The organism is Arthrobacter sp. CMU6 (assembly GCF_059090205.1).
Genome location: NZ_JBNHFL010000005.1, coordinates 150,640 through 175,155, shown reverse-complemented (window position 1 = coordinate 175,155; position 24,516 = coordinate 150,640). Strand labels below are relative to the sequence as shown.

Genomic DNA, 24,516 nt, shown 5'->3' with positions numbered 1-24,516 from the left:
CCGGCGGTGTCACTCCCGCCCTTCCGACGGCGGCGGGTAGGATCGCGTCCATGGAATTCGTCGTGATGTACAGCCTGCGTGAGGGCGCCGACCGTTCGCGTGTTCTCGAGACGTACCCCCGCCACAAGGCCTACTACGAGGAGTTCCGCGCAGGCGGCGGCGGGTTGGTGGCGCTCGGCCCCTTCCAGACGGCTGACCCAGCTGGCGCATCGATGGGAATCTTCACGTCGCGCGAGGACGCCGAACGCTTCGTGGCCGGCGATCCCTTCATCACCGAGGGGCTCGCGGAACCGCGGATCCTCGACTGGGACGTGGTGCGTTTCGAGTAGCGCGTCAGCGCCAGGAGGGCACGTGAGCACCTTCGTTCTTGTCCCCGGCGCCGGGGGAGTGGGCTGGTACTGGCACCGGCTTGTTCCGGAGCTGGAACGGCTGGGGCACGCAGCCATTGCGGTCGATATCCGTGAGGACGACCCCCGTCTGGGACTGCAGGAGTATGCCGACATCGTCGTCGCGGCTGTCGGCGACCACCGCGATGTGGTGCTCGTGGGCCAGTCCCTTGGCGCCTTCACGGTCCCGGTTGTCGCGGCGCGGGTGCCGGTGGAGCTCATCGTCCTGCGGCCCGACGTGCCCACCAGGGCCCTGGTTGGCCGCGATGACCGGTTTTTCCCTTTGGACTTTCAACGGGGCGTGGTCCGGACCCGGCTTGGCCTGGGGATTGACGAAATCCCGGGCGGACACCTGGTCGCCCTGAGCAACCCGGTCGAACTCGCAGCCCGGCTGGATGGCTTTGCCCGCGGATCCCTGTGACCACGGGGTAAGCCAGTTCAGCCGGTGTGCCCGGCCACTGGTTCAGCCGGCTCAGCCGGTGTGCCGCGCCCCGAGCCGGGCCACCGCCAGGGCCAGCCATAGCTGCACCCGGTCGGCGGTGACGGAGGGGTCGTACCCGGTGAGCTCGGTGATCTGCGCCAGCCGGTAGCGGACCGTATTCCGGTGCAGGGTGAGCGCCTCGGCGACGGCGGCGACCGAGCCGTTGTTGTTCAGGTAGCTCTCCAGCGTGGCCATCAGTTCGGCGCCGTGGGCGGTGTCGAAGCTCCGGAGCGGGTCCAGCGATTCGTTGGCCATGTCCGCCAGCGGCACGTCCTCACTGGCCAGGAGCAGGGAGGTCAGGCTCAGCCGTTCGGGCTCGTTCACCGGCAGCCCGTGACTGGCTGCGTCCCGTGCCTCGAAGTAGCTCCAGCGCAGTCCGTTCGGTTTGGTGTAGGCGCCGCCGATGCCGATGGCGGCGTGGATGCCGGCCTCGGCGAGGTGGTCGCTGAGGCTCCTGGCCATGGCGGTGGCGCCGCGGCCGTCGTCGGCCACCACCGTCACCAGGTCCTTTCCGACGACGGCGGTCACCGCTTCCTCCAGCGCCTGCGGCAGTGAGGAGCTGACCAGCTGCTTGTGGTGCGCCTCGGAACCGGCCAGAATCACCACGTTCTTGCGCGTGCTGTTGATGCCCGTCCCGGCGAGGCGGCGCTGGGCCTCGCTGGGGTCCAAGGTTCCGTGGATGACGTCCTCGAGCACCTGCCCGCAGAGCGCCCGTTCGGCCTGGCGCTGTTTGACCATGTTGTTGAGTTCAACGCTGATGAGGTTCTGCGCGTAGCCGATGATGCCGGAGTCCTCGAACGGCTGCTTCACCCAGAGGGTGCAGGCATCGCGGCGGCCCGTGGGGATGGGGTACGTGGTCCAGGAGTCCGCGGTGGGCGGCTCGTTTCCGCTGTTGTACAGCTGGGCGGTGAACTGGGTGAGCGCGATCTCGGTGCGGAGCATGCCGCCCAGGTGCCGCAGGAGTTCGGCGAGCCCGCCTCCGGTCAGCAGCGCGCGGGCCAGGATCTGGTGTCCGGCGATGAGACGCTCGAGCTTCGAATAGTGGTCCGCGGACTGCGCGTCGGCAACGAGCTTGCTGATGGCGATGAACGGGGTGCCATAGGGCACTTCGACCACCGGCAACCCCCACCGGTTCGCTTCCGCCACCAAAGCCGGTGGAACGGCGTCGTGCGAGAGACCCACGCCGAAACCGATGCCGACGGCGCCGGCGCGCTGGACCTGGCGCACAAAGCGGCGCTGCTCGGGCGCACTTTTCATCCGGAGCCCGGTGGTCAGCACGAGTTCACCGCCGTTGAGGAAGCGCTGCGGGTCTTCCAGTTCGGTGACCGCAACCCAGCGGATGTCCTGGTGCGAAGTGGTCTCCGCGAGGCTGGATTTCTTGAGTCCCAGAGACTGCACGGCCAGTAGCGCCGCGAGGGAAATTGCCATGGATCAAGCGTAGCGGGAGGCTGGCCGATCGCACTAAAGCAGCGGTACAAGGGTGTGCAGGTGGCTATTCCCCGCGGTGTCGGGCTGGAATAGGCTCGAGTCAGCCGCATCACACCATTCAGGACGAAAGAGGTTGTACACCGTGGTTCAAACCTTGCAGAACTTCATCAACGGAGAGTTCGTCACGCCTGCAGGCACAGGCCTGATCGACATCGTGAACCCCGTTACCGGGGACGTGGTGGCCAAGTCGCCCGTCTCCGTAGAGGCTGATGTCGACGCCGCCATGGCTGCCGCCAAGGACGCCTTCAAGACCTGGAAGCACGTGACCCCCGGGCAGCGGCAGCTCATGCTGCTCAAGCTCGCCGACGCCATCGAGGCCAACAGCGACGAACTCGTCGATGCCCAGCACCGCAACACCGGGCAGGTCCGCTCCCTGATCGCGTCCGAGGAAGTGGCAGCAGGCGCCGATCAGCTGCGCTTCTTTGCCGGTGCCGCCCGCATCCTCGAAGGCAAGTCCGCCGGCGAGTACTTCGAGGGCCACACCTCCTTCGTCCGCCGCGAGCCGATTGGCGTAGTGGCCCAGGTGGCACCGTGGAACTACCCGTTCCTGATGGCCATCTGGAAGATCGGCCCCGCGCTTGCCGCCGGCAACACCGTGGTCCTGAAGCCTTCCGACACCACGCCCGAATCCACGCTGGTGCTGGCAAAGCTGGCCAAGGACATCCTGCCGGCAGGCGTCTTGAACGTCATCCTCGGCACCGGCGAAACCGGCGCGATGATGGTGGAGCACAAGGTCCCGGGCCTCGTGTCCATCACCGGGTCCGTCCGCGCCGGCATTGCCGTCGCATCGGGGGCCGCGAAGGGCCTCAAGCGCGCGCACCTGGAACTGGGCGGCAAGGCCCCGGCTATCGTCTTCAAGGACGCCGACATCAAGAAGAGCGCCGCGGCCATCGCCGAGTTCGCGTTCTTCAACGCCGGCCAGGACTGCACGGCCATCACCCGTGTCCTGGTGGAGGACTCGGTGCACGACGACGTCGTGGCCGCCATGGTGGAACACACCAAGACCCTCCACACCGGCTCCCAGAACGACGAAGACAACTACTTCGGCCCGCTGAACAACGTCAACCACTTCAAGGCGGTCAGCGCCGTCGTCGACTCACTGCCGGCGCACTGCCGGATCGAGACCGGCGGCCACCGCGCCGGAGAGAAGGGCTTCTTCTTCGAGCCCACCATCGTCACCGGCGCCAAGCAGACGGATGACATCGTGCAGAAGGAAACCTTCGGCCCGGTCATCACCGTGCAGAAGTTCAGCACGGAACAGGAAGCCGTGGACCTGGCCAACGACGTCGAATACGCCCTGGCCTCCAGCGTCTGGACCAGCGACCACGGCACGGCCATGCGGCTCAGCCGGGACCTTGACTTCGGTGCGGTCTGGATCAACACGCACATCCTCCTCACCGCCGAAATGCCCCACGGCGGCTTCAAGCAGTCCGGCTACGGCAAGGACCTCTCCATGTACGGCGTCGAGGACTACACGCGCATCAAGCACGTCATGTCCGCACTTGACGCGTAGTCCCCACCGGCGCCCAGAAAGGCTAACTTCATGACCACCACCGCCAACGAAATCACTTACCGCCTCGAGCAGAAGCGCCGCGTCCAGGCCGACTTCCCGGGCCCCAAGTCCCTGGCCCTGACTGAACGCCGCAAGGCAGTAGTGGCCGCAGGCGTCGCCTCCAGCGTTCCGGTTTACGTCGCAGACGCCGACGGCGGCATCATCCACGACGTCGACGGCAACTCCTTCATCGACCTCGGCTCGGGCATCGCAGTGACCAGCGTCGGCGCGTCCGACCCCGCCGTCGTCGGCGCCGTGAAGGAGGCCGTGGAGCACTTCACCCACACCTGCTTTATGGTCACCCCGTACGAAGGCTACGTCGCGGTCGCCGAGCAGCTGAACAAGCTCACCCCCGGCACCCACGAGAAGCGCACCGTCCTGTTCAACTCGGGCGCCGAAGCCGTGGAAAACGCCATCAAGGTGGCCCGCCTGGCCACCGGCCGGGACGCCGTCGTCGCATTTGACCACGCCTACCACGGCCGCACCAACCTGACCATGGCGCTGACCGCCAAGGCCATGCCGTACAAGACCAACTTCGGCCCGTTCGCGCCCGAGGTCTACCGCATGCCCATGAGCTACCCGTTCCGCGAAGAAAACCCGGAGATCACCGGTGCCGAGGCCGCCAAGCGCGCCATCACCGCGATCGAGAAGCAGATCGGCGGCGACCAGGTGGCCGCCATTATCATCGAACCGATCCAGGGCGAGGGCGGCTTCATCGTCCCGGCCGAAGGCTTCCTGCCGGCGCTGTCCGCCTGGGCCAAGGAAATGGGCATCGTCTTCATCGCCGATGAGGTCCAGTCCGGCTTCTGCCGCACCGGCGAATGGTTCGCCGTGGACCACGAGGGCATCGTTCCGGACATCATCACCATGGCCAAGGGTATCGCCGGCGGCATGCCGCTGTCCGCCATCACCGGCCGTGCGGACCTGCTGGACGCCGTCCACCCCGGTGGCCTCGGCGGCACCTACGGTGGCAACCCGGTGGCCTGCGCCGCCGCCCTGGCCTCCATCGGTTCCATGCAGGAATACGACCTCAACGCCCGCGCCAAGCACATCGAGGAGCTGGCCCTCGGCAAGCTGCGCGATCTCGCTGAAGAGGTTTCCGTGATCGGCGACATCCGTGGCCGCGGCGCCATGCTGGCCATCGAGCTGGTCCAGGCCGGTTCGAAGGAGCCCAACCCGGAGCTCACCAAGGCCGTTGCCGCCGCCTGCCTCAAGGAAGGCGTCATCATCCTGACCTGCGGAACCTACGGCAACGTCATCCGCCTGCTGCCGCCGCTGGTGATCAGCGACGAGCTGCTGCTCGACGGCCTCGAGGTGCTCGCCGCGGCCATCAAGGCCAACGCGTAGTTCACGCCGCTTTGGCGCGAACTGGCAGATAACGCCCTCAAACGCGGAAAAAGGGCATTATCTGCCATCTCGCGTTTTATAAACGCACGACGACGGCGGGCCGGGTACCAAAAGGTGCCCGGCCCGCCGTCGTTCTCGCCGCCGACGTACTCACCGTTGCGTTCCCGCCTCCCTGCCGTGTTCCAGCCCGCTCGCGCGGGCGCCGCGGTAGAGTCATCCTCACCACTGCACTTCACGCCGCAGGGCGGTGAGCGCCGCAGGGAAACGGGCGCCGGCCTGCACTACCCACAGAGGGGTTTCGCATGCGATACGTAGTCGGTTACACACCCACCGAGCGAGGCGCTGACGCTGTCGCCCTGGCCACTTCACTGGCCCTGGCCCAGGGCGCCGAACTGGATCTGGTCTATGTGGTGAAGCCGGGCGCGCCGTACGTGGCCCTGAACCCGGAAGGCAGCCGGGTCAGCGCCGCGGAGCAGGAGGTGCTGACGGCGGAACGGGAGGGCCTGGGCCTGGTTCCGCAGGGGTTGCCCGCGAAATTCCATGTGCGGGAGGCCGATTCCTTCGCCGGCGGGCTCATCGACGCGGCGATGGAGTTCGAAGCCGGACTCATCGCTGTGGGAGCGGCCAGTGCGGGGCTGTTCAAGCGCTACACGGTGGGGTCCGTGGCCAACGCGCTGCTGCACGCCTCGCCTGTTCCGGTGGCACTCGCGCCGCGCGGCTACCAGCGGACGGCGCCCATTACGCGCCTGACGCTGGCCGTGGGGCAGCGGGCCGGAGCTGAGGCGGCAATAGAGACGGCCATTAGGGCAGCGCAGCGGCGGGGCGTGCCGCTCCGGCTGGTGTCGCTGGTGCAGCTCGATGCCGCCGGTGACTCTGGCGAGGCCATCAATGCCGCGCATATCCACGCGAACACCGTCCTGACGGCGGCATCGGGGAAGGTGCCGGCAGGGCACGAGGTCGGCGTGGCTGTGGCCCACGGCCGCACCATTGAGGAAGCCATCGACGGACTCGAATGGGACGACGGCGAGATCCTTATCGTCGGGTCCTCGCGCCTGGCCGAGAAGAACCGCATGTTCCTCGGCAGCACGGCCAACAAGGTCCTGCGCGCGCTGCCGGTGCCCATGGTGGTTGTGCCGCGCGACTACGACCGCGCGGACTCAGCACCTTGATCGTCCTGCCCCTCCGGGCGCGAACGGACAGTTGGGGCCCGCGCCGGGGTGCTTAAGTGTTCGTTCGCGCTTTCCTGCGGGCGAGCCGCTTGGCCGCTGAGCTCTTGCGCGTCGCGGCCAGCATGTCCACGGTGAGCACCAGCAGGGCAAGCCATACGACGCCGAAGCCGATCCACCGGTCCACCGTCATGGCCTCGCCGAACACCACCAGGGCAACGATGAACTGCAGCACCGGTGCGAAGTACTGCAGCAGCCCGATGGTGGTCATGGGCAGCCTGCGGGCGGAAGCGCCGAAGAACAGCAGCGGCACGGCCGTGATGACGCCTGATGCCAGCAGCAGCCAGAAGTGCCCGGGGCCGTGGGTGGTCAGCGAGGCAGTCCCGCTTGCCGCGAGGAAAATCATGGTGGCCGCGGCAAGGGGAGCGAGGACGATCGTCTCCACGGTGAGGCTGGTGATGGCGTCCGCACGCGGCCCCACCCGTTTCTTCACGAAGCCGTACAGGCCGAAGCTGACGGCCAGGGTCAGGGCGATCCAGGGCAGCTTCCCGTAGGACACGGTCAGCACCCCCACAGCGATGAAACCGATTCCGACGGCGGCCCACTGCAGCGGCCGGAGCGTCTCCTTGAGGACGAACACGCCCAGGAGGACGGACACCAGCGGGTTGATGAAGTAGCCAAGCGAGGCCTCGACCGCCTGCCCCGTGGTGACGCCGTAGGTGTAGGTCAGCCAGTTCACCGCGATGAGGCCGGCGGCGGCCGCCAGGGTCCAGAGCACGGAGCGGTTCCGCAGGGCCGCGCCCAAAACGCGCCACGCGCGGGTCACCGTGATCAGGAGGGCGCAGAAGATCAGGGACCAGACCACCCGGTTGGCCACGATTTCCACTGCACCAGCCGGCTGCAGAACGTAGAAGTACAGCGGAAGCAGCCCCCACAGACCGTAAGCGCCGATGCCGAACAGAATGCCCGCCGTCGTCTCCTTATCCACAGCCTTGGGCACTCCGGTCCTGGGTGCCCCGTGCGAACCAGGCTTGCCGGTGTGTGGGGTGCCGGGGCTGGTCATGCCCAAGGGCGCGGCGCCTGGTGAGGGGGCAGTTGGAACAGCTGAAGAGAAGGATCCGTCGGGGTTAGGCACACGATCCATAACATCATGCGCGGGAGCGGTATTCCGCCTGGTGCGAACCAAAGACTGCCTGCCGGAGCCAATTAGTCAGTAGGCTTGCCATTATGGGTATGACTCAACGCGGGGCGACGGGTCCATGAGGCTCCGCCACAGCAACGCTTCCGGCCGCGGTTACCGGCGGGTGCGCGCCGGCACTGGGTTTAGCTACAGGGACCTGGACGGTTCCACGCTGCCGCCCGGGCCGGTCCGGGACCGGCTGGAGAGTATCGGAATCCCGCCCGCCTGGACGGACGTGTGGATAGCTCCCTTCGAGAACGGTCACATCCAGGCCACGGGCCTGGACGCGGTAGGCCGGCGGCAGTACATTTACCACCCGGAATGGCGTGAACGGAAAGACCGCGTGAAATTCGACCGCGCGCTCCAGCTCGCCGAATCGCTGCCCACTGCCCGCCGCCTGGTCACCATCGACCTGAGGTCCGACGGAGTTACCCGGCAGCGCGTTTTGGCCGCTGCATTCAGGATGCTGGACAGCGGTTCGCTGCGGGTGGGGTCGGAACGGTACACGAACGAAAACGGCAGCCACGGGCTCGCCACCTTGCTCTGCGCCCACGTCCAGGTCCGCAAGGACTGCCTGTTCCTCAGTTTCCCGGCCAAGAGCGGCAAAACCTGGGAGTCACGCATCGATGACCCGGACCTTGCGCCTCTGGCCCGGACGCTGAAGCGGCGCGGCGGCAACGCGCGGTTGCTGGCCTACAAAAACGGCCGGACGTGGCACCCTGTGACCAGCGCCGACATCAACGGCTACGTCAAGGAACGCACTGGCGGCGACTTCACCGCGAAGGACTTCCGGACCCTGCGCGGCACCGCTGCGGCCGCCGTCAGCCTGGCCCGGAGCGGGCCGCAGAAAACCGAGGCCAAGAGGAAGCGCGCCATCAGCGTCGCCATGATGGAGGCGGCAGCGGTGCTGGGCAACACGCCGTCGATAGCCCGCAAGAGCTATGTGGACCCGCGGCTGCTGGACCACTTCGTTGCCGGCGAGACCATCGACCCGAAGCGGCTGGACTCGGCGGAGTCAGAGCTGCGGGCACTGCTGTACCGTGAGGGCGATGTGGTGGCGCTGCGCAAGAGCGGCTGACCCAGGCGTGCCCGGCACCAGGGCACTCACCGGAGGACGCCCTCGTGACCCGGGCACTCCCCGGGGGACGCGCCAGCGGCCGCGAACCGGTGCCTGCAGCCGCAGGCCGTCACGGACCGCCGTGCGCCGTCACGGGTGGGACGCCCGGCCGGGCGGACAATTAGAATTGAAAACTGCGCGCCGGTGGGGCGCGGTCTCCCGTTCCGGAAGGGCTTACGGTGTCCAACACAGCTGAATCCACGGCCAAGCGCCCGCTCCGCGTCGCGATCGTCGGCGCCGGACCCGCGGGCGTCTATGCCGCGGACATCCTGACCAAGTCCAACGAGGTCAAGGACGGTGACTTCGAGGTCAGCATCGACCTCTTCGAGGCCTACCCGGCACCGTACGGCCTGATCCGCTACGGCGTGGCACCCGACCATCCGCGCATCAAGGGCATCGTCAACGCCCTGCACAAGGTCCTGGACCGCGGCGACATCCGGTTCCTGGGCAACGTCACCTACGGCCGGGACCTCACGCTGCACGACTTCCGCGCGTTCTACGACGCCGTCATCTTCTCCACCGGCGCCATCAAGGACGCCGAGATGGACATCCCCGGCATCGACCTTGAGGGCTCCTTCGGTGCGGCCGACTTCGTGTCCTGGTACGACGGCCACCCAGACGTTCCCCGGGATTGGCCGCTGGACGCCAAGGAAATCGCAGTCATCGGCAACGGCAACGTGGCCCTCGACGTCGCGCGGATGCTGGTGAAGCACGCCGACGAGCTCCTCGTTACCGAGATCCCGGACAACGTCTACCAGGGCCTGAAGAACTCACCGGTCACTGATGTCCACGTCTTCGGCCGTCGCGGCCCCGCCCAGGTCAAGTTCACCCCGCTGGAGCTGCGCGAACTCAGCCACGCCCGCGACGTCGACATCGTGCTTTATCCGGAGGACTTCGAGTTCGACGAGGCCTCCGACGACGCGATCCGGAGCAACAACCAGACCAAGACCATGGTGAACACCCTGACCAACTGGCTCGTCGAGGAGCACGCCGAGTCCGAACAGCCGTCGTCGCGCCGTCTTCACCTGCACTTCCTGCACAGCCCGGTAGAGATTTACGACGACGGCGGGTCCGGCAAGGTTGCCGGCATCAAGTTCGAGCGCATGCAGCTTGACGGCACCGGCAACGTCAAGGGCACGGGGGAGTTCATCGACTACCCGGTGCAGGCCGTTTACCGCGCGATCGGCTACCACGGCTCTGCGCTGGACGAACTGCAATACGACGCCAAGCGCGGGGTCATCCCCAACGAAGGCGGCCGCGTCCTCGACGCCGACGGGAACCCTGTCCCCGGCATTTACACCACCGGCTGGATCAAGCGCGGCCCGGTCGGCCTGATCGGGCACACGAAGGGCGACGCCCTGGAAACCATCGGCTTCCTCCTCGAGGACAGGCTCAGCCTGCCGCCGGCACAAAACCCCGACCCGCAGGCGATCATCGACCTGCTCGAGGAACGCGGCATCGAGTACACCACGTGGGAAGGCTGGAACAGGCTGAACGCCCACGAGGCCGCCCTCGGTGCATCGTGGACGGAAGCCGCCGAGGCCGACGGCGGCGTGGTGCGCGAACGCATCAAGGTGGTCCCGCGCGAAGAGATGGTCCAAATCTCCCGCGGCTAGATCCCCTCCCGGGTGACGAGTTTTTGTCCAGATGATGGCCGTTTGGCACGTTTCAAGTCCCGTTAGACAAAAACTCCAACCACGCGGGCTCTACTGCTGCCCAGTTGGGTGGACTAGACTGTCGCGGGCAAGCGTTCGGGCGAGTGGGAGTTCGATGAAGAACCTGATCCAGCCGGCGGCACCTGAAACTAAGGACTCGGTGCTGGTGCAGCGCAGCGCCCTCGCCGGCCACGAATTCCTGGACACCCACGCACAACCCGATGCCTTCCCAAGTGCCGAAGAGATCCCCGGGCTCCGCCGCCTGATCCGCGAATCCTGGCAGCGGTCCGCCAAGCTTCGGGCCAACCCGGACAACCCCGAGGCGCCGCTGGCCATTGCCGCGGACGAACTGGAGGACTACCGCCGCCAGCACCCCCTGGCCGCCATCATGCCCGTCATCCAGAAACTCCTCATCCGGCCCAGCCACGACAGCGGCCTGCTGGTTGCGGTCGGCGACGAGGTGGGCAGGCTGCTCTGGGTGGAGGGCGATACCGGCGTGCGCAGCCGCGCCGAGGGCATGATGTTCGTTCCCGGTGCCGACTGGTCGGAGGCGACCGTGGGGACCAGTGCCCCCGGGACCGCCCTCGCTTTGGGCCGCGGCATCCAGATTTCCGGCGCCGAGCACTACAAGCGTTCAGTCCACCCGTGGAGCTGCACAGCGGTGCCGTTCCAGGACCCCGATTCGGGCGCGCTGCTGGGGGTCGTGGACATCACGGGCACGGAGGCGGCCGTGGCGCCGCATACGCTCTCGCTCGTGGAGGCCACGGTGGCGGCTGCCCAGGCCCAGCTGCGCGTGGAACGCCTGCAGCTTGCAGCTACCCGGGAACGCGCTAAATCACGACGGCGGCACCAGGGTTCCGGGGCGCCCGGCGGTTCTGCGCGCGAAGGCAGCCTGTATCGCAACAGCCTGCAGCTGCTGGGCCGCGACCAGGCCCTGCTCAGCATAGAGGGCCGCAGCGTGGTGTTGTCCGCCCGGCACAGCGAGATCCTTGCCCTGCTCAGCACCCACCCGGACGGCCTCAGCGCCGAGGAACTGAGCGTCCTCTTGTACCCGGGGGACGGCTCCACGATGACCCTGCGCGCCGAGATGGTGCGGCTCCGGAAGGTCCTGCAGCAGCTGAACCCCGCTGCGGTGCCGGAGTCGCGGCCCTACAGGCTGGCTGTGGAGCTCCTGCCGGACAGCAGCCAGGTACTCACCTGCCTGCAGCGCGGCGCCCACCGGATTGCCCTGGACATTTACCGCGGCGCCGTCCTGCCCCGCTCGGAGGCGCCCGGAATCGTCGAGCTCCGAACCCGCGTGTCCGCGCTGCTGCGCGAGGCCGTCCTGACGGACGGCAGCGCCGAGTCGCTGCTCAAGTACGCGGAGCTGCCGGAGTCCGCGGACGACGTCGACGTCCGCCGCGCCGCCCTGAAGCTCCTGCCGCCGCGCTCGCCCAAGCGGGCCGCCGTCGTCGCCGATCTGGAGCGGCTGGAAGCCGAACTGCGCGTATAAGCGGCGCCCTCCCACCTGCCCCATAAGGCGTGGCCCCAGGTTGCAACCTGGCTGCAACCTGCCCGCTCCTAGGCTCGGTGCATCGGCGATCACCATGACACATCGCCACCGTGTTGCACAGCAAAGGAGCTAGCAATGACCGTTTACGCACAGCCCGGCACCGATGGTTCGAAGGTCACGTTCAAGGACCGCTACGAGAACTGGATCGGCGGCGAGTGGGTTGCACCCGTGAAGGGCCAGTACTTCGAGAACATTACGCCCGTCACCGGCAAGCCGTTCTGCGAGGTGGCCCGAGGCACCGGTGAGGACATCGAGCTGGCCCTGGACGCGGCACACAAGGTTGCGCCGTCCTGGGGCAAGACGTCCGTCGCGGAACGCGCCGCCATCCTGAACAAGATCGCCGACCGCATCGATGAGAACGTCGAACTGCTCGCCGTCGCCGAGACCTGGGACAACGGCAAGCCGGTCCGCGAGACCCTCAACGCGGACATCCCGCTGGCCGCGGACCACTTCCGCTACTTCGCCTCCGCCGTCCGCGCCCAGGAAGGCCGCCTGTCGCAGCTTGACGACGACACCACGGCGTACCACTTCCACGAGCCGCTCGGCGTCGTGGGCCAGATCATCCCGTGGAACTTCCCCATCCTGATGGCCGTCTGGAAGCTGGCCCCCGCGCTCGCGGCGGGCAACGCCGTCGTCCTCAAGCCCGCGGAACAGACTCCCACGTCCATCCTGGTCCTGATGGAACTCATCGGGGACCTGCTGCCGGCCGGCGTAGTCAACGTAATCAACGGCTTCGGCGTGGAGGCGGGCAAGCCGCTAGCCTCCAGCCCGCGCATCCGCAAGATCGCCTTCACCGGCGAAACCACCACAGGGCGCCTGATCAGCCAGTATGCCTCCAACAATCTGATCCCCGTGACACTGGAGCTCGGCGGCAAGAGCCCCAACATCTTCTTCAACGACGTCGCCGAAACCAACGACGCGTTCTACGACAAGGCACTGGAAGGCTTCGCGCTGTTCGCCTTCAACCAAGGGGAAGTCTGCACCTGCCCGTCCCGCGCCCTGGTCCAGGACGACATCTATGACTCCTTCATGGCCGACGCCCTGGCCCGGACCGAAAAGATCATCCAGGGCAACCCGCTGGACACCGATACCCAGATCGGCGCGCAGGCCTCCAACGACCAGCTGGAAAAGATCCTCTCCTACATCGACATTGGAAAGCAGGAGGGTGCCAAGGTGCTCACCGGCGGCGCCCGCGCCGAACTGTCCGGGGACCTGGCCGGCGGCTACTACATCCAGCCCACGGTCTTCGAGGGCCACAACCGGATGCGCATCTTCCAGGAGGAGATCTTCGGCCCCGTGGTGTCCGTGACCCGCTTCAGCGACTACAGCGACGCCATGGGGATCGCCAACGACACCCTCTACGGCCTCGGCGCCGGCGTCTGGTCCCGCAACGGCAACGTCGCCTACCGGGCAGGCCGCGAGATCCAGGCCGGCCGCGTCTGGGTCAACAACTACCACGCCTACCCGGCCGGTGCCGCGTTCGGCGGGTACAAGTCCTCAGGCATCGGGCGTGAGAACCACGCCATGATGCTGGACCACTACCAGCAGACCAAGAACCTGCTGGTCAGCTACAGCGAAAACAAGCTCGGCTTCTTCTAGGGAGCTGACAATGCAAGGTTGCCGCTGATGCCTGAAAACACGCTCGACGCCGCCGTGACGCTGGCCGGGGAGGACTTCTCCCGGGTGGCGCTCACCGCCGAGGCGGTGGAACTGCTGCGGAAGCTGTGGACGCAGCACGGCCCGCTGATGTTCCACCAGTCCGGCGGCTGCTGTGACGGCTCCGCGCCCATGTGTTACCCGGCGGGGGACTTCCTCACGGGGGACTCGGATGTGCTGCTGGGGCGGTTTGATCTCTCCGCTGACGACAGCGGCCGGTCCGGTTCCGCTGACGACGGCGGCCAGCCGCTGGAGTTCTGGATGTCCAGGGAACAGTTCGGCTACTGGAGCCACACCCATCTGACGGTGGACGTGGTGCAGGGCCGGGGGAGCGGATTTTCCGTCGAGGCGCCCGAAGGTAAGCGCTTCCTGATTCGCTCCACCCTCATGGACTGGGCGGTGTAGCGAGGCCGGAGAACACCAGCCGGCAGGACTTTTCCCACTGAAATTGCTAGCTTCACAAGGAACAGGCGGGGCCACTAGCTAGTGGCCCCGCCTGTTCCTTGGCTGTTAATACGCCAGACGAAAACCCCCAATTTGGGTGGCTCAACTGGGCAAAGAGCTACGGTTCGGCCGCTTCCACAAGGTTTTCATGGGCAGGCCAACAGACGATGGCACGGTTACATCCCTCCTAGCGGCAGGTGTGCCATGAAACTCTCAGCCTGGAAGTCAGACGGGGGCGCGGATCAAAGTCGATCCGCATCTCCCACCAATCCACCAACAAACCGGCGTCAACGACGCAAAAAGCACGGCAAGCAGGCCATCTCCTTCCGGACGGTGGCAGCAGTAACCACGCTCATGATGCCCATTGCCATGGGGTTGCCCGTGGTGGCGGCCAATGCAGTGCAGGCACCGGTGGGGGAGGGTTTTACCATCACCCCTTCCGATCTCTCTTTCATCCTTAAGCAGATCAAGATCGCTGAAGCCCACGTGGCCAACACGACTTCAGCCACCGGCCCCTGTGGCGCACTGGTCGGCACGGGCCCCAATCAAATCCCGAGCCCCCTGGTCTCACAGGGCCTCCGCACGGTGGACGGGTCATGCAACAACCTTCAGCCGGGCCAGGAGACGTTCGGCGCCGCCGACCAGAAGTTCCCGCGCCTGACCACGCCGGTGTTCGGCAGTGCTGAGAATGCAACGACCTTTGGCGGTCCGGCCGCCTCCTCGTACAGCCAGAAGTCCGGGACTGTCGTGGACTCCGAGCCGCGGGTTATCAGCAACCTCATCGTGGACCAGACCTCGACCAACCCGGCCGCGGTGGCCGCGGCCGGCAATCCGGTCAGGACGCAGGGCAACACGGGCGCTGTACCCTGCACCACCGACCCGGATCCGCTGGCCACTCCGCCAGTCGAAGGCGTTCCCGCGGACTGCGTGCCGTCCTACAGCACGCTGTTCATCGAGAACGTGACCACTGACGTCGGCCTCTCCCCGCCCTACAACTCGATGTTCACCCTCTTCGGCCAGTTCTTCGACCACGGCATTGACCAGACGGTCAAGGGCGGCGGCACGGTCTTCGTGCCCCTGAAGGCAGACGACCCGCTGCGCACCGTTGGCCCTGACCGCAAAGCAAACACGGGTGACGAGGTTCCGGCGAGCCAAGCCTTCATGGTCCTGACCCGCGGTCAGAACCAGCCCGGTTCGGACGGAATCCTGGGCACCGCGGATGATGTCCAGGACGCGAACAACACGGACTCGCCGTGGGTTGACCAGAGCCAGACCTACACCTCGCACGCGTCACACCAGGTGTTCCTGCGGGAATACGTCAACAACACCGACGGCAAGCCGGTCGCGACGGGCAAGCTGCTCGGCGGCCCTGCCGGCCCCACCGCCGGCGGCATGGCCACCTGGGCCACGACCAAGCTTCAGGCAAAGACTTTGCTTGGTCTCAGGCTCGCAGACAAGGACGTACTGAACGTTCCGATGATCGCGGCCGACGCTTACGGTAAATTCATTCCCGGCCCTGCCCGCGGGTTGCCGCAGTACGTGACGGCGACGGGTCTGGTCGAGGGACGACTCGACGACCCGTTGACAGCCACGGTGGATGAGACCGTACCGGTGCCAGCGAACGTCAGGTACTTTGACACCCCGTTCCTGACGGACATCGCGCACAACGCCGACCCGTCGCCCCAGGACACGGACCGCAACCCCGCGACGCCCAAGGTATCTCCCACGCCGGATGCGGACAACACGGCCTCGGCCGACTTCGCCACCCAGGCACCCGGCACTTACGACGACGAGATGCTGAATGCCCACTTCATCGCCGGTGACGGACGAGTCAACGAGAATATCGGCCTGACCGCGATCCACCAGGTCTTCCACTCCGAGCACGACCGGCTTGTGGGCGCAGACGTGAACCCGGCCGCAGGCAGCATCAAGAACGTCCTGCTCAACGACACGTCGCCCAGCGGCGTCGCGGCACTGGCCGAGTGGAAACTCGCATCCGGTGCCAACGGCTGGAACGGTGAACGCCTCTTCCAGGCGGCACGGTTCATCACCGAGATGGAATACCAGCACCTGGTGTTCGAGGAGTTCGCCCGCAAGGTCCAGCCCGCGATCAACCCCTTCGAGCCGTTTGCGTTCACCCAGACCGAGCTCAACCCCGCAGTCAAGGCCGAGTTCGCGCACGCAGTGTACCGCTTTGGCCACTCCATGCTGACGGAAACGATCTCGCGCAGGAATGAGGACGGAGCCGGCACCGACACCGTGTTTGGCACGTCAGATGACATCAAGGGCAGCCAGAACGACATCTCGCTGCTCGAGGGCTTCCTCAACCCGCCGGAGTACACCAACGGCGGCCCGGCTGGTCCGCTGACCTCGGAAGAGGCTGCCGGCAGCATCATCATGGGAATGTCGGACCAGGCAGGCAACGAACTGGACGAGTTCGTCACGGACACGCTCCGCAGCAACCTGCTGGGCCTGCCCCTGGACCTTGCGGCGATCAATATGACGCGGGCACGTTCAGAAGGCATTCCGCGGTTGAACGTCCTTCGTCGGGAGCTGTTCAACTCCACGAATGACAGCCAGCTCAAGCCCTACGTCAGCTGGGTTGACTTCGGCGAGAACCTCAAGCACCCGGAGTCCCTCGTCAACTTCGTTGCAGCCTACGGCCGGCACCCGTCCATCACGGGCGCCACGACGCTGGCAGGCAAGCGGAACGCTGCACGGCTGATCGTCAGCCCCGCCGCCGGGGAAGTTGCTCCGGCCGACGCCGCTGCGTTCATGAACAGCACCGATGCCTGGGCCAACAACGGCTCGAGCTCAATCACCGGCCTCGACCACATCGACCTCTGGGTCGGCGGTCTCGCGGAGCAGACGGTGGTCTTCGGCGGCCTGCTGGGCAGCACGTTCAACTACGTTTTCGAGAACCAGCTGACCGACCTGCAGAACGGTGACCGCCTGTACTACCTGGCGCGCACCCCGGGCATGAACCTCCGGGCAGCCCTTGAAGGCAACTCGTTCGCTGAACTGATGATGCGCAACACGAACGTGCACAGCCTGAAGGCTGATGCGTTCGCCACCTCGGACTGCAAGTTCGAACTGAAGAAGCTGGCAGGCACACCCGATGGCTTTGCAGCCAGCGGCAACACCGTAGCGGACGATGTGGACTCAGAGTGCGACGAGTCGGCTGTTCTGATCCGTATGGCCGACGGCACGATCAAGTACAGGGCCAGGAACACTGTCGATCCCTCCGGCATCAACGGACAGAGCGTCTACAACGGCACCGCCGGAGTGGACCGCGTCTACGGCGGAAACGACAGCGACACCTTCTGGGGCGGTGAAAGCAACGACATCATCGAGGGTGGTGACGGCGCCGACGTCGCGCTCGGTGGCGACGGCGACGACATCATCACCGACCTCGCCGGCGACGACGTGCCGAAGGGCGGACCCGGCAACGACGCCATTGACGCCGGCCCGGGCCTGGACATCGTCATGGGTGGCGATGGCAAGGACTTCAGCAACGGCGGAGCCAATGCCAACGAGACCTTCGCTGGAACCGGTGACGACTTCATCATGCTCGGTCAGGGCATCGACGCCGCGTTCGGTGACAGCGGGGACGACTGGCAAGAGGGCGGCGACCAGCCTGACCTGATGCAGGGAGACAGCGGAAACCTGTTCTTCCTGGATGATTCCCAGAAGCCCGGACACGACATCCTCATCGGCCAGGGCGGCGATGACGACTACGACATGGAGGGCGGCGACGACATCGGCCTCGGCGGCCCGGGCATCGAAAAGGTTGCAGGAGCCTCCGGTTACGACTGGGAGATCGGCCAGGGCGACCCGCAGCCCCAGGATCTCGACTTGGATCTGCCGCTTGTTCCGCTTGACATCCTGCAGGTCGATGTCCGCGACAAGTTCAATGAAGTTGAGGCCGCCTCCGGCTGGAAATTCGATGACAAGCTCCGCGGCGACGACGTTGTTCCCAGCGACGTGGGCGGTGGAGGCTTCATCGGCTGCAACGTGCTAAACCAGGAGGGCCTCGACCGCATCGCTGGTCTTGACGACCTGGTGCCGGCGCTGAACACTCCCGCGGACACGGTCATTGCTGCATCGGCATCCGGGGATTGCCCGCTGCTCACCCCCGGTTCGAACGTCTGGGGCGGTGGCAACCTCCTCCTTGGCGGCGCCGGCTCTGACCTCCTCGAGGGACGCGGCGCCGATGACATCATCGACGGCGACCGGTACCTCGGTGTCCGGCTGAGTGTCCGCACCGACCCGAACAACCCGGCCACCGAGATCGGCAGCGCCAGCACGGAAGCGCTGGGCCAGAGCGCCATGACCAGCCGTTACCTGAAGGACGCCAATGGCAACCTCACGGGACCGACGCTGCAGGAAGCTGTTTTCGCGGGAACCGTGAACCCCGGCAACATCGTGGCGGTCCGCGAGATCCTCACGGGCTCCGGCGGCACCGACTCGGCTGTGTTCACCGGACCGGAGGCCGACTACACGGTCACCACGACCGGCGGCGACGGCACGCTCGGCTCCCCGGGCTCCACCACCACGGTGACCGACAACGTGGGCACTGACGGCACGGACACCATCCGGAACGTCGAACGGCTGGTGTTCGCCGATACCGTCGCACCGTCGGCACCCGTCATCGGCGCCGTTACGGCCGGCAACGGCCAGGCAACGGTCAACTTCACCCCGGCAGCAGGCGGCGTCGCCACCAGCTTCGAGGTGCGGGTGGTCAACGCAGCCGGAGCCCAGGTAGGCGCACTTCGGACCGCAGACGCTGATGCCACCAGCCTGGTAGTGACGGGTCTGACCAACGGAACCCCTGTCCGGTTCCAGGTTCGGGCAGTGAATCCGATCGGCACCAGCGCCTTCTCGGCATTGTCCAACGCGGTCACTCCGGCGGCACCCGTCCTCGCGGGGGCTCCGACGATCGGCACGGCAACCGCTGGCAACGCGCAGGCCACGGTACGGTGGACAGCCCCCTCGGCTGTTGCCAACGCCGCTGCGATCACCCAGTACCGGGTCCGCGTCTTCGTTGGAGCGGCCACCACGCCGACCCGCGAAGTCACCGTCGGAAACGTGACGAACACGGTGGTAACCGGACTGATCAACGGCACCGGCTACACGTTCGATGTCTCGGCGATCAACACGGCAGGCACGGGAACACCTTCGGCCCGTACGCCGCTGATCACGCCGCGGACTGAGTTCGTGGTTCCGACGATCACCTCCCGGACGCCTGCCTCGGGCGCGACGTCCGTCAGCCAGGCGAACAACCTGAGCGTGACGTTCAGTGAGCCGGTGGCGAATGTCACCACGGGCACCGTGGTGCTGCGGCTCGGCACAACCGTCGTCCCTGCCACGGTCACGTACAACAACACAACCCGTACGGCGACAGTGAATCCGAGCACCAACCTGCTGGCAGACCGCACATACTCGATGGCTGTCTCCTCAGTCCGCGACACAGCCGGCAACACCATGGCGTTCACCTCGTGGCAGTTCACCACCGGGCCCGCCCCAACGGTTGCATCGCTGACACCCGGTGGTGGTGCCACGAACGTGAGCCGCAACGTCAATGTAACGGCGAGGTTCAGCGAGGCAATGACCGGGCTGAACGCGACCACGGTCCGTCTCATTCGGCAGTCCGACAGTGCGGTTACGACTGCGGTATTGTCCTACAACGCCACTACGCGAACCGTGACCCTGAACCCGTCGGCCACTCTGCTGGCTAACACCCAGTACAGGTTCTCACTGACTGGTGGAACCTCCGCCATCAGGGACCTTGCCGGGAACCCGCTGGTATCAGGAGCCTGGATCTTCAGGACAGGCGCACAATAGGGAGCGGCCGGGCTGCAACCGTCAAAGCAGTCGGCAGCCCGGCCTCCCCTCTAAAACGAGTCCTGACTCGTTGTTTCCCGGACCCCACGCCCGGCCCTCCACCACACCGCGCAGCCGCAGCGCGGAGGAGGGCCGGGCGTGGTTTTGCGTGCAGCCGTCTCAGTATTCGGGACAAATGTGGCCGTCCACTGGATGGACACTACACTTGATAGGTCTGTTTCCATCCCCTATCAGGACTGTGGACTTCCAATGAACCTTTTCCGGACCAAATCCATCGAGCAGTCAATCGCCGACGCCGATGAACCCGGACGCACGCTGAAGCGCTCCCTGAGCACCTGGGACCTGATGATCATGGGCGTCGCTGTTGCCGTCGGCGCCGGCATCTTCTCTGTGGGCGCCAAGGCCGCCGCGAACTTCGCCGGCCCTGCCGTCACCATCTCCTTCCTGGTCGCCGCCGTCACCTGCGCCCTGGCGATCATGTGCTACGCCGAGTTCGCCACCGCCATCCCGGTGGCCGGCTCCGCGTACGTCTTCACCTACGCCACCATGGGCGAGATTCTGGCCTGGATCATCGGCTGGAACCTTATCCTGGAGCTCTTCACCGCGGCCGCGGTGATCGCCAAGTACTGGGGCATCTACCTCAGCAAGGTCTTCGCCCTCATGGGCGTGGAAATGCCGCCGGCCATCTCGATCGGCGGCGTGGACCTGTACTGGGGCGCCTTCCTCATCGTGGCCGTCTTCACCGTGCTGCTGGTGCTCGGGACCAAGCTGTCCGCCCGGGTCGGCAACATCTTCACGCTGATCAAGATCGCCGTGGTGGTGTTCGTCATCATCGTAGGCTTCAGCTACGTGAAGTTCTCCAACTACACACCCTTCGTTCCGGCTTCCGAACCGACGGCCAACGCCGGTGCGGCCGACGTCATGAAGCAGTCGTTCTTCGGCTTCCTCACCGGTGCCGCCCCCGCACAGTACGGCACCATGGGCATCTTCGCCGGTGCCGCCCTGGTGTTCTTCGCCTTCATCGGCTTCGACGTGGTGGCCACCTCCGCTGAGGAGGTCAAGAACCCGCAGAAAACCCTGCCCCGCGGCATTTTCGGCGGCCTGGCCCTGGTTACGCTGCTGTACATCCTGGTGTCCCTCGCACTGACGGGCATGGTTCCGTACACGCAGCTTGCCGAGGCTGAGAGCCCCACGCTCACCACGGCCTTCGAGGCCGTCGGCAACACCGATGCCGCGAAGGTGATCGCCTTCGGTTCCCTCGTGGGCCTGACCACGGTGATCATGGTGCTGCTCATGGGCCTGGCCCGCGTGGTGCTGGCCATGAGCCGCGACGGCCTGCTGCCGCGGTCCCTGTCCAAGACCAGTGAGAAGCGTTCGACGCCGGTGCGCCTGCAGATCATCTGCGGCGCCGCGGTCGCCCTGGTTGCCGGGCTCACCAACGTGGACCTGCTCGAGGAAATGATCAACATCGGCACGCTGTCCGCGTTCGTGATGGTCAGCCTGGGCATCCTGGTGCTGCGCAAGAAGCGCCCTGACCTGAAGCCGGCCTTCCGGGTGCCGTTCGGCAAGGTGCTTCCGGTCGTGTCCGCGGTACTGTGCCTGTACCTGATGACCAACCTCGCCGTGGAGACCTGGATCTTCTTCGGCATCTGGCTGGTAGTGGGCATTGCCATCTACTTCGCCTACGGGCAGCGGCACTCGCGCCTTAACGAAAAGTTCGCCGCCGCCAAAGCCGCGGTCGACGGCACAGCAGGCGACCTCGACGACCGGGACGACGACGCGCTGACCAAGGTCTAGCCTGACGCATCTACCTTGGCAACCGCCCGCTGGTGGCTCTGTCACGGGGCGGCATGCCGTCCCACCCAGTCCACCAGCGGGCGGAGCTGTTCCCACCGGGCGGCAATCTCGCGTTCCGCCTCCGCGGAGCCGAGCCAGCCGGGCTCACCAAGGGTGACACCGGCGGAGAGCGACTTGTGCTTAAGCAGCTCGGCGCGGGGATGATCCTTCGGAAAGCCCCGTGGCACGGTTTTCAGTTTCTCCCCTTCGATGGCGAATCCGGCCGCCGCGATGGCATCCACGATGTGCTGCAGCTGTTCGCCGGTGCTCCCAGCGTCCACCGAATTCCGGTAGCGGACCAGCTGCGCGGGTGAGTGCGAGTGGTAGCCGCCGCCAACAAGCAGGCCGTCCGCACTGATCTGGAGGTAATAGCCAACGCCTTCCTGGTATGACGCGAAGGCGCCCTGGGCGGTCTTGTACGGTGACTTGTCCGGGGAGAAACGGACATCACGGTGGGGGCGGAAAATCTTCCCCGGACCAAAGCGCGGCTCAAGGTCCGCGAGGAGCGCCTGGAGCGGAGCTTTGACGGAGTCCTGGTACACCGCGGAGTGGGCCTGCCACCAGTCGCGGTTGTTGTTCTCCTCCAGCTCAGCGAAGAACTTGGTTGCCGCGGCGGGGATGCCCTCGAATGTGCTCATGGTTGAAGCCTAGAGACACTGCCCCGGGCGGGGCCATGGGCGCGGCCGCCTATGTGGAAAATGGCGCAGGCCCGTCAGCCGCCGGACTGCTTCAGCCCGCCTACTTGGGCAACCTGTCTAGCAGCATCGGTGCCAACAGTTCGCTGTAGACGCGGTTGAGGTGGTTCGCGTCGTAGTAAACATTGACGCCGCCCACCATGGTGTAGCACTTGGCCGCATCACAGAAGTAGTCGGTGAAGTCCAGCAGCCTGATGTCCTTGACGTAGCCGCCTTGGCAGCGGTGGACAGCGGATCCTCGGGCTGGGCCACACTGCGGTCCACAGCACAGGCCGCGGGATCGGCGGTGTGGAGGCTGGTGCAGACCGGGGGCCTGAGCGCCTGGTTCAGCGGCGGATCGGCGAGCACATACACTTTTGTGCCCGCGTCGGTCCAGCGCCGCCACGTGGCCTGCAGACCAGCGGTAAACTGCTCCACCTGGGGCTTTCCGGAGCCGTCGTCGACCGTTTGCGCACGGGCAAACATCGACGTGAACACCGCCAGGGGGCGGTCGCGGGCCACCGTTTCGGTAACCTGGTCAGCCCATTCCGAGCAGATCCTGGCCGCGCCGGGGTCGTTCTTCCCCTCGTATGCCTTGAAGACCACGTCCGCCACAGGGCAACCACCGAGGAACGCCGTGTTGACAATCCATCTCGGCCCCCTGCCACTGCTGGGCATGCGAGTCGCCCACCAGCCATACGACCGGTGCCCCCTCCTTTCCCTGCGAGAAGTCGCACCGCAGGTGGGTCTTGGTGCCCCCGGCTTTCAGCTCGTCGCGCAGGCTGCATTCGCCCGGCGACTTCCAGTACTCGTTCTGCTCCGCCATGACCGGAGCCACCGACGGGCCAAAGCGGTCAGCGGAGTCTGCTCCCGGCAGCTGGGCCAGCGGGCCGTAGCAGGGCTGCGGAGTTGCCGGCCCTCTCGAGCTGCAGCTGGAGCACGGCAAGTCCGGCCAGAACGGCAATGCCGATGACCATGGCTGCAAAGGTCCGCCGGGAGGACGCAGCCAGGATCTTCGCGGACTGACCATAGTCCTCCACGAACGTCTTTGTCAGCCCGGCCAGGACCACGGACAGCAGGACGATGACCACCTTGTCCACCGTGCCCAGCGGCCGGGCGAGCGCGAAGGGCACAAGGACGATCAGGGGCCAGTTGCCACAGGTAGAGCGAGTACGAGATGTTCCCGAGGAACTGCACCGGGGCGGAGCCCAGGAGGCGTTTCAGGGCAGGTTCGCGGTTATCACAGCCGGCCAGGATCACCAGGGATGTCCCCAGCACGGGAATTGCCGCAAGCCAGCCCGGGAAGGGCGTGCTGTCGTTGAAGGTGCTGGCGGAGTATGCGATCAGCCTGAGTCCGGCCAGTTCCGCGGCCTTGGCGTATCAGGCCGGAACCCTGAGCCGTGCGGCGGCGAGCGCCACGAGTGCGCCCGCCCCGAATTCCCATGCCCGGACGGGGGTGACGAAATAGCCCTGGTTTGGTGCCAGGCTGATCATGGCCGCGGACGCAACCAGGCTGATGGCGCCACTGCGGCAATTCCCGTGAACAGGACGCGGGCCACGGGCCTTGCCGCGCCGGCGGGCGAACGCGAAAAGGGCCAGAAGCAGCAGAGGCCACAGCAGGTAAAACTGTTCTTCCACGGAAAGCGAGCAGTAATGCTGCGCGACGGTTGCGGACGCCGTCGACGCCGAATAGTCCACCGATCTGGCGGCCAGCATCCAGTTCTCGGCGTACAGCGCCGCCGCCAGGACCTCGTGGGCGGTGTCACCCCAGCGCGAGAAAGGCAGCCAGAGCATGGTTGCCGCGAGGGAGACGGCCAAGACAAGGAACGCCGCCGGAAGGAGGCGGCGGATCCTTCTGGCGTAAAAGGCCGCTAGGCGGATGCGTCCTGTGGACATCCGCTCCTTGAGCAGATGCGACGTGATGAGGAACCCCGAAATCACGAAGAAGACGTCAACGCCCACGTAGGCGCCCGTCAGCTGCGTGGGCCACAGGTGGTTCAGCACCACCAGCGCCACGGCGAGAGCCCGGAGCGCCTGGATGTCGGCGCGGAAGGTCTTCCTGCGCCGGGGACGCAACGAGTTCCCGGCCTGGACGGTGGGCAGGGGCGCAGTTGCGACGGTGCTCATCGGGGTGTCCT

General features: G+C 66.4%; 18 protein-coding genes and 1 pseudogene. 12 read left to right on the top strand and 7 right to left on the bottom strand.

The genetic code is table 11. The annotated features are described in order from the left end of the window. The first annotated feature begins 50 nt into the window (after window positions 1-50). Both AC5RWD_RS05460 and AC5RWD_RS05455 read left to right on the top strand, forming a co-directional pair. Complete coding sequence (locus AC5RWD_RS05460; protein ID WP_494019036.1) at window positions 51-329, top strand: YciI family protein; 279 nt, start codon at window positions 51-53, stop codon at window positions 327-329. A 22-nt stretch (window positions 330-351) separates the two neighbouring features. Next, the gene (locus AC5RWD_RS05455; protein WP_494019035.1) at window positions 352-807 is read left to right on the top strand and encodes an alpha/beta fold hydrolase; all 456 of its coding nucleotides are present in this window, start codon (window positions 352-354) and stop codon (window positions 805-807) included. Between the two features lie 51 nt (window positions 808-858). Here the strand turns inward: AC5RWD_RS05455 and AC5RWD_RS05450 are convergent, their stop codons facing one another. Beyond that, window positions 859-2,295: a PucR family transcriptional regulator gene (locus AC5RWD_RS05450; RefSeq protein WP_494019034.1), complete on the bottom strand. Its 1,437-nt coding sequence runs from the start codon at window positions 2,293-2,295 to the stop codon at window positions 859-861. Between the two features lie 142 nt (window positions 2,296-2,437). On the opposite strand from AC5RWD_RS05450, the gene AC5RWD_RS05445 reads away from it, so the two are divergent. From AC5RWD_RS05445 to AC5RWD_RS05435, 3 genes are all read left to right on the top strand, one after another. Next, window positions 2,438-3,868: an aminobutyraldehyde dehydrogenase gene (locus tag AC5RWD_RS05445; RefSeq protein ID WP_494019033.1), complete on the top strand. Its 1,431-nt coding sequence runs from the start codon at window positions 2,438-2,440 to the stop codon at window positions 3,866-3,868. 30 nt (window positions 3,869-3,898) lie between these two features. Further along, window positions 3,899-5,254 (top strand): 4-aminobutyrate--2-oxoglutarate transaminase, encoded by a 1,356-nt coding sequence (gene gabT / locus AC5RWD_RS05440; RefSeq protein WP_494019032.1) that lies wholly within the window; start codon window positions 3,899-3,901, stop codon window positions 5,252-5,254. Between the two features lie 302 nt (window positions 5,255-5,556). Further along, window positions 5,557-6,423 carry a universal stress protein gene (locus AC5RWD_RS05435; protein WP_494019031.1) on the top strand — a complete coding sequence of 289 codons (867 nt, stop codon included), beginning with the start codon at window positions 5,557-5,559 and terminating at the stop codon, window positions 6,421-6,423. A 52-nt stretch (window positions 6,424-6,475) separates the two neighbouring features. Here AC5RWD_RS05435 and rarD read toward each other — a convergent pair whose 3' ends face one another. Continuing rightward, entirely contained in the window at window positions 6,476-7,564 is a 1,089-nt protein-coding gene (gene rarD / locus AC5RWD_RS05430) for an EamA family transporter RarD (protein ID WP_494019030.1), read from the bottom strand. Window positions 7,565-7,679: 115 nt separating this feature from the next. Between rarD and AC5RWD_RS05425 the strand changes: the two genes are divergently transcribed. The 7 genes from AC5RWD_RS05425 (at window position 7,680) to AC5RWD_RS05395 (ending at window position 21,665) form a co-directional block, all read left to right on the top strand. Next, window positions 7,680-8,678, top strand: a complete 999-nt coding sequence (locus tag AC5RWD_RS05425) for a DNA topoisomerase IB (RefSeq protein WP_494019029.1) — start codon at window positions 7,680-7,682, stop codon at window positions 8,676-8,678. A 218-nt stretch (window positions 8,679-8,896) separates the two neighbouring features. Further along, a complete protein-coding gene (locus AC5RWD_RS05420; protein WP_494019028.1) occupies window positions 8,897-10,333 on the top strand; it encodes an FAD-dependent oxidoreductase in 1,437 nt (478 codons plus the stop codon). A gap of 154 nt (window positions 10,334-10,487) precedes the next feature. Further along, window positions 10,488-11,864, top strand: a complete 1,377-nt coding sequence (locus tag AC5RWD_RS05415; protein ID WP_494019027.1) for a GAF domain-containing protein — start codon at window positions 10,488-10,490, stop codon at window positions 11,862-11,864. A gap of 135 nt (window positions 11,865-11,999) precedes the next feature. Continuing rightward, entirely contained in the window at window positions 12,000-13,523 is a 1,524-nt protein-coding gene (gene exaC, locus AC5RWD_RS05410; protein ID WP_494019026.1) for an acetaldehyde dehydrogenase ExaC, read from the top strand. Window positions 13,524-13,550: 27 nt separating this feature from the next. After that, entirely contained in the window at window positions 13,551-13,985 is a 435-nt protein-coding gene (locus tag AC5RWD_RS05405) for a DUF779 domain-containing protein (RefSeq protein ID WP_494019025.1), read from the top strand. 372 nt (window positions 13,986-14,357) lie between these two features. Continuing rightward, window positions 14,358-19,868 carry a peroxidase family protein gene (locus AC5RWD_RS05400; RefSeq protein WP_494019024.1) on the top strand — a complete coding sequence of 1,837 codons (5,511 nt, stop codon included), beginning with the start codon at window positions 14,358-14,360 and terminating at the stop codon, window positions 19,866-19,868. Window positions 19,869-20,117: 249 nt separating this feature from the next. Next, on the top strand, window positions 20,118-21,665 hold the full coding sequence (locus tag AC5RWD_RS05395) for an amino acid permease (RefSeq protein ID WP_494019023.1): 1,548 nt from the start codon (window positions 20,118-20,120) through the stop codon (window positions 21,663-21,665). Between the two features lie 41 nt (window positions 21,666-21,706). On the opposite strand, the gene AC5RWD_RS05390 is transcribed toward AC5RWD_RS05395, so the two are convergent. The 5 genes and pseudogenes from AC5RWD_RS05390 to AC5RWD_RS05370 all read right to left on the bottom strand — a co-directional run bounded on the left by AC5RWD_RS05390 (window position 21,707) and on the right by AC5RWD_RS05370 (window position 24,505). Next, window positions 21,707-22,342, bottom strand: coding sequence for a DUF2461 domain-containing protein (locus AC5RWD_RS05390; RefSeq protein WP_494019022.1), 636 nt, complete (start codon window positions 22,340-22,342; stop codon window positions 21,707-21,709). A 100-nt stretch (window positions 22,343-22,442) separates the two neighbouring features. Next, complete coding sequence (locus tag AC5RWD_RS05385) at window positions 22,443-22,586, bottom strand: SGNH hydrolase domain-containing protein (protein ID WP_494019068.1); 144 nt, start codon at window positions 22,584-22,586, stop codon at window positions 22,443-22,445. Between the two features lie 65 nt (window positions 22,587-22,651). Next, a pseudogene (locus AC5RWD_RS05380) lies at window positions 22,652-23,056 on the bottom strand (hypothetical protein); the annotation flags it as partial. Window positions 23,057-23,232: 176 nt separating this feature from the next. Continuing rightward, window positions 23,233-23,511, bottom strand: coding sequence for a hypothetical protein (locus tag AC5RWD_RS05375; RefSeq protein WP_494019021.1), 279 nt, complete (start codon window positions 23,509-23,511; stop codon window positions 23,233-23,235). 247 nt (window positions 23,512-23,758) lie between these two features. After that, entirely contained in the window at window positions 23,759-24,505 is a 747-nt protein-coding gene (locus AC5RWD_RS05370; protein WP_494019020.1) for an acyltransferase family protein, read from the bottom strand. Window positions 24,506-24,516: the final 11 nt, after the last annotated feature.

Excerpts from the sequence above, each read along its gene's own strand:
- rarD (WP_494019030.1), bottom strand. The coding sequence starts at position 7,564 with ATGGATCGTGTGCCTAACCCCGACGGATCCTTCTCTTCAGCTGTTCCA.
- AC5RWD_RS05390 (WP_494019022.1), bottom strand. The coding sequence starts at position 22,342 with ATGAGCACATTCGAGGGCATCCCCGCCGCGGCAACCAAGTTCTTCGCT.
- AC5RWD_RS05435 (WP_494019031.1), top strand. The coding sequence starts at position 5,557 with ATGCGATACGTAGTCGGTTACACACCCACCGAGCGAGGCGCTGACGCT.
- AC5RWD_RS05460 (WP_494019036.1), top strand. The coding sequence starts at position 51 with ATGGAATTCGTCGTGATGTACAGCCTGCGTGAGGGCGCCGACCGTTCG.
- gabT (WP_494019032.1), top strand. The coding sequence starts at position 3,899 with ATGACCACCACCGCCAACGAAATCACTTACCGCCTCGAGCAGAAGCGC.
- exaC (WP_494019026.1), top strand. The coding sequence starts at position 12,000 with ATGACCGTTTACGCACAGCCCGGCACCGATGGTTCGAAGGTCACGTTC.
- AC5RWD_RS05415 (WP_494019027.1), top strand. The coding sequence starts at position 10,488 with ATGAAGAACCTGATCCAGCCGGCGGCACCTGAAACTAAGGACTCGGTG.
- AC5RWD_RS05395 (WP_494019023.1), top strand. The coding sequence starts at position 20,118 with ATGAACCTTTTCCGGACCAAATCCATCGAGCAGTCAATCGCCGACGCC.
- AC5RWD_RS05370 (WP_494019020.1), bottom strand. The coding sequence starts at position 24,505 with ATGAGCACCGTCGCAACTGCGCCCCTGCCCACCGTCCAGGCCGGGAAC.
- AC5RWD_RS05405 (WP_494019025.1), top strand. The coding sequence starts at position 13,551 with ATGCCTGAAAACACGCTCGACGCCGCCGTGACGCTGGCCGGGGAGGAC.
- AC5RWD_RS05425 (WP_494019029.1), top strand. The coding sequence starts at position 7,680 with ATGAGGCTCCGCCACAGCAACGCTTCCGGCCGCGGTTACCGGCGGGTG.
- AC5RWD_RS05450 (WP_494019034.1), bottom strand. The coding sequence starts at position 2,295 with ATGGCAATTTCCCTCGCGGCGCTACTGGCCGTGCAGTCTCTGGGACTC.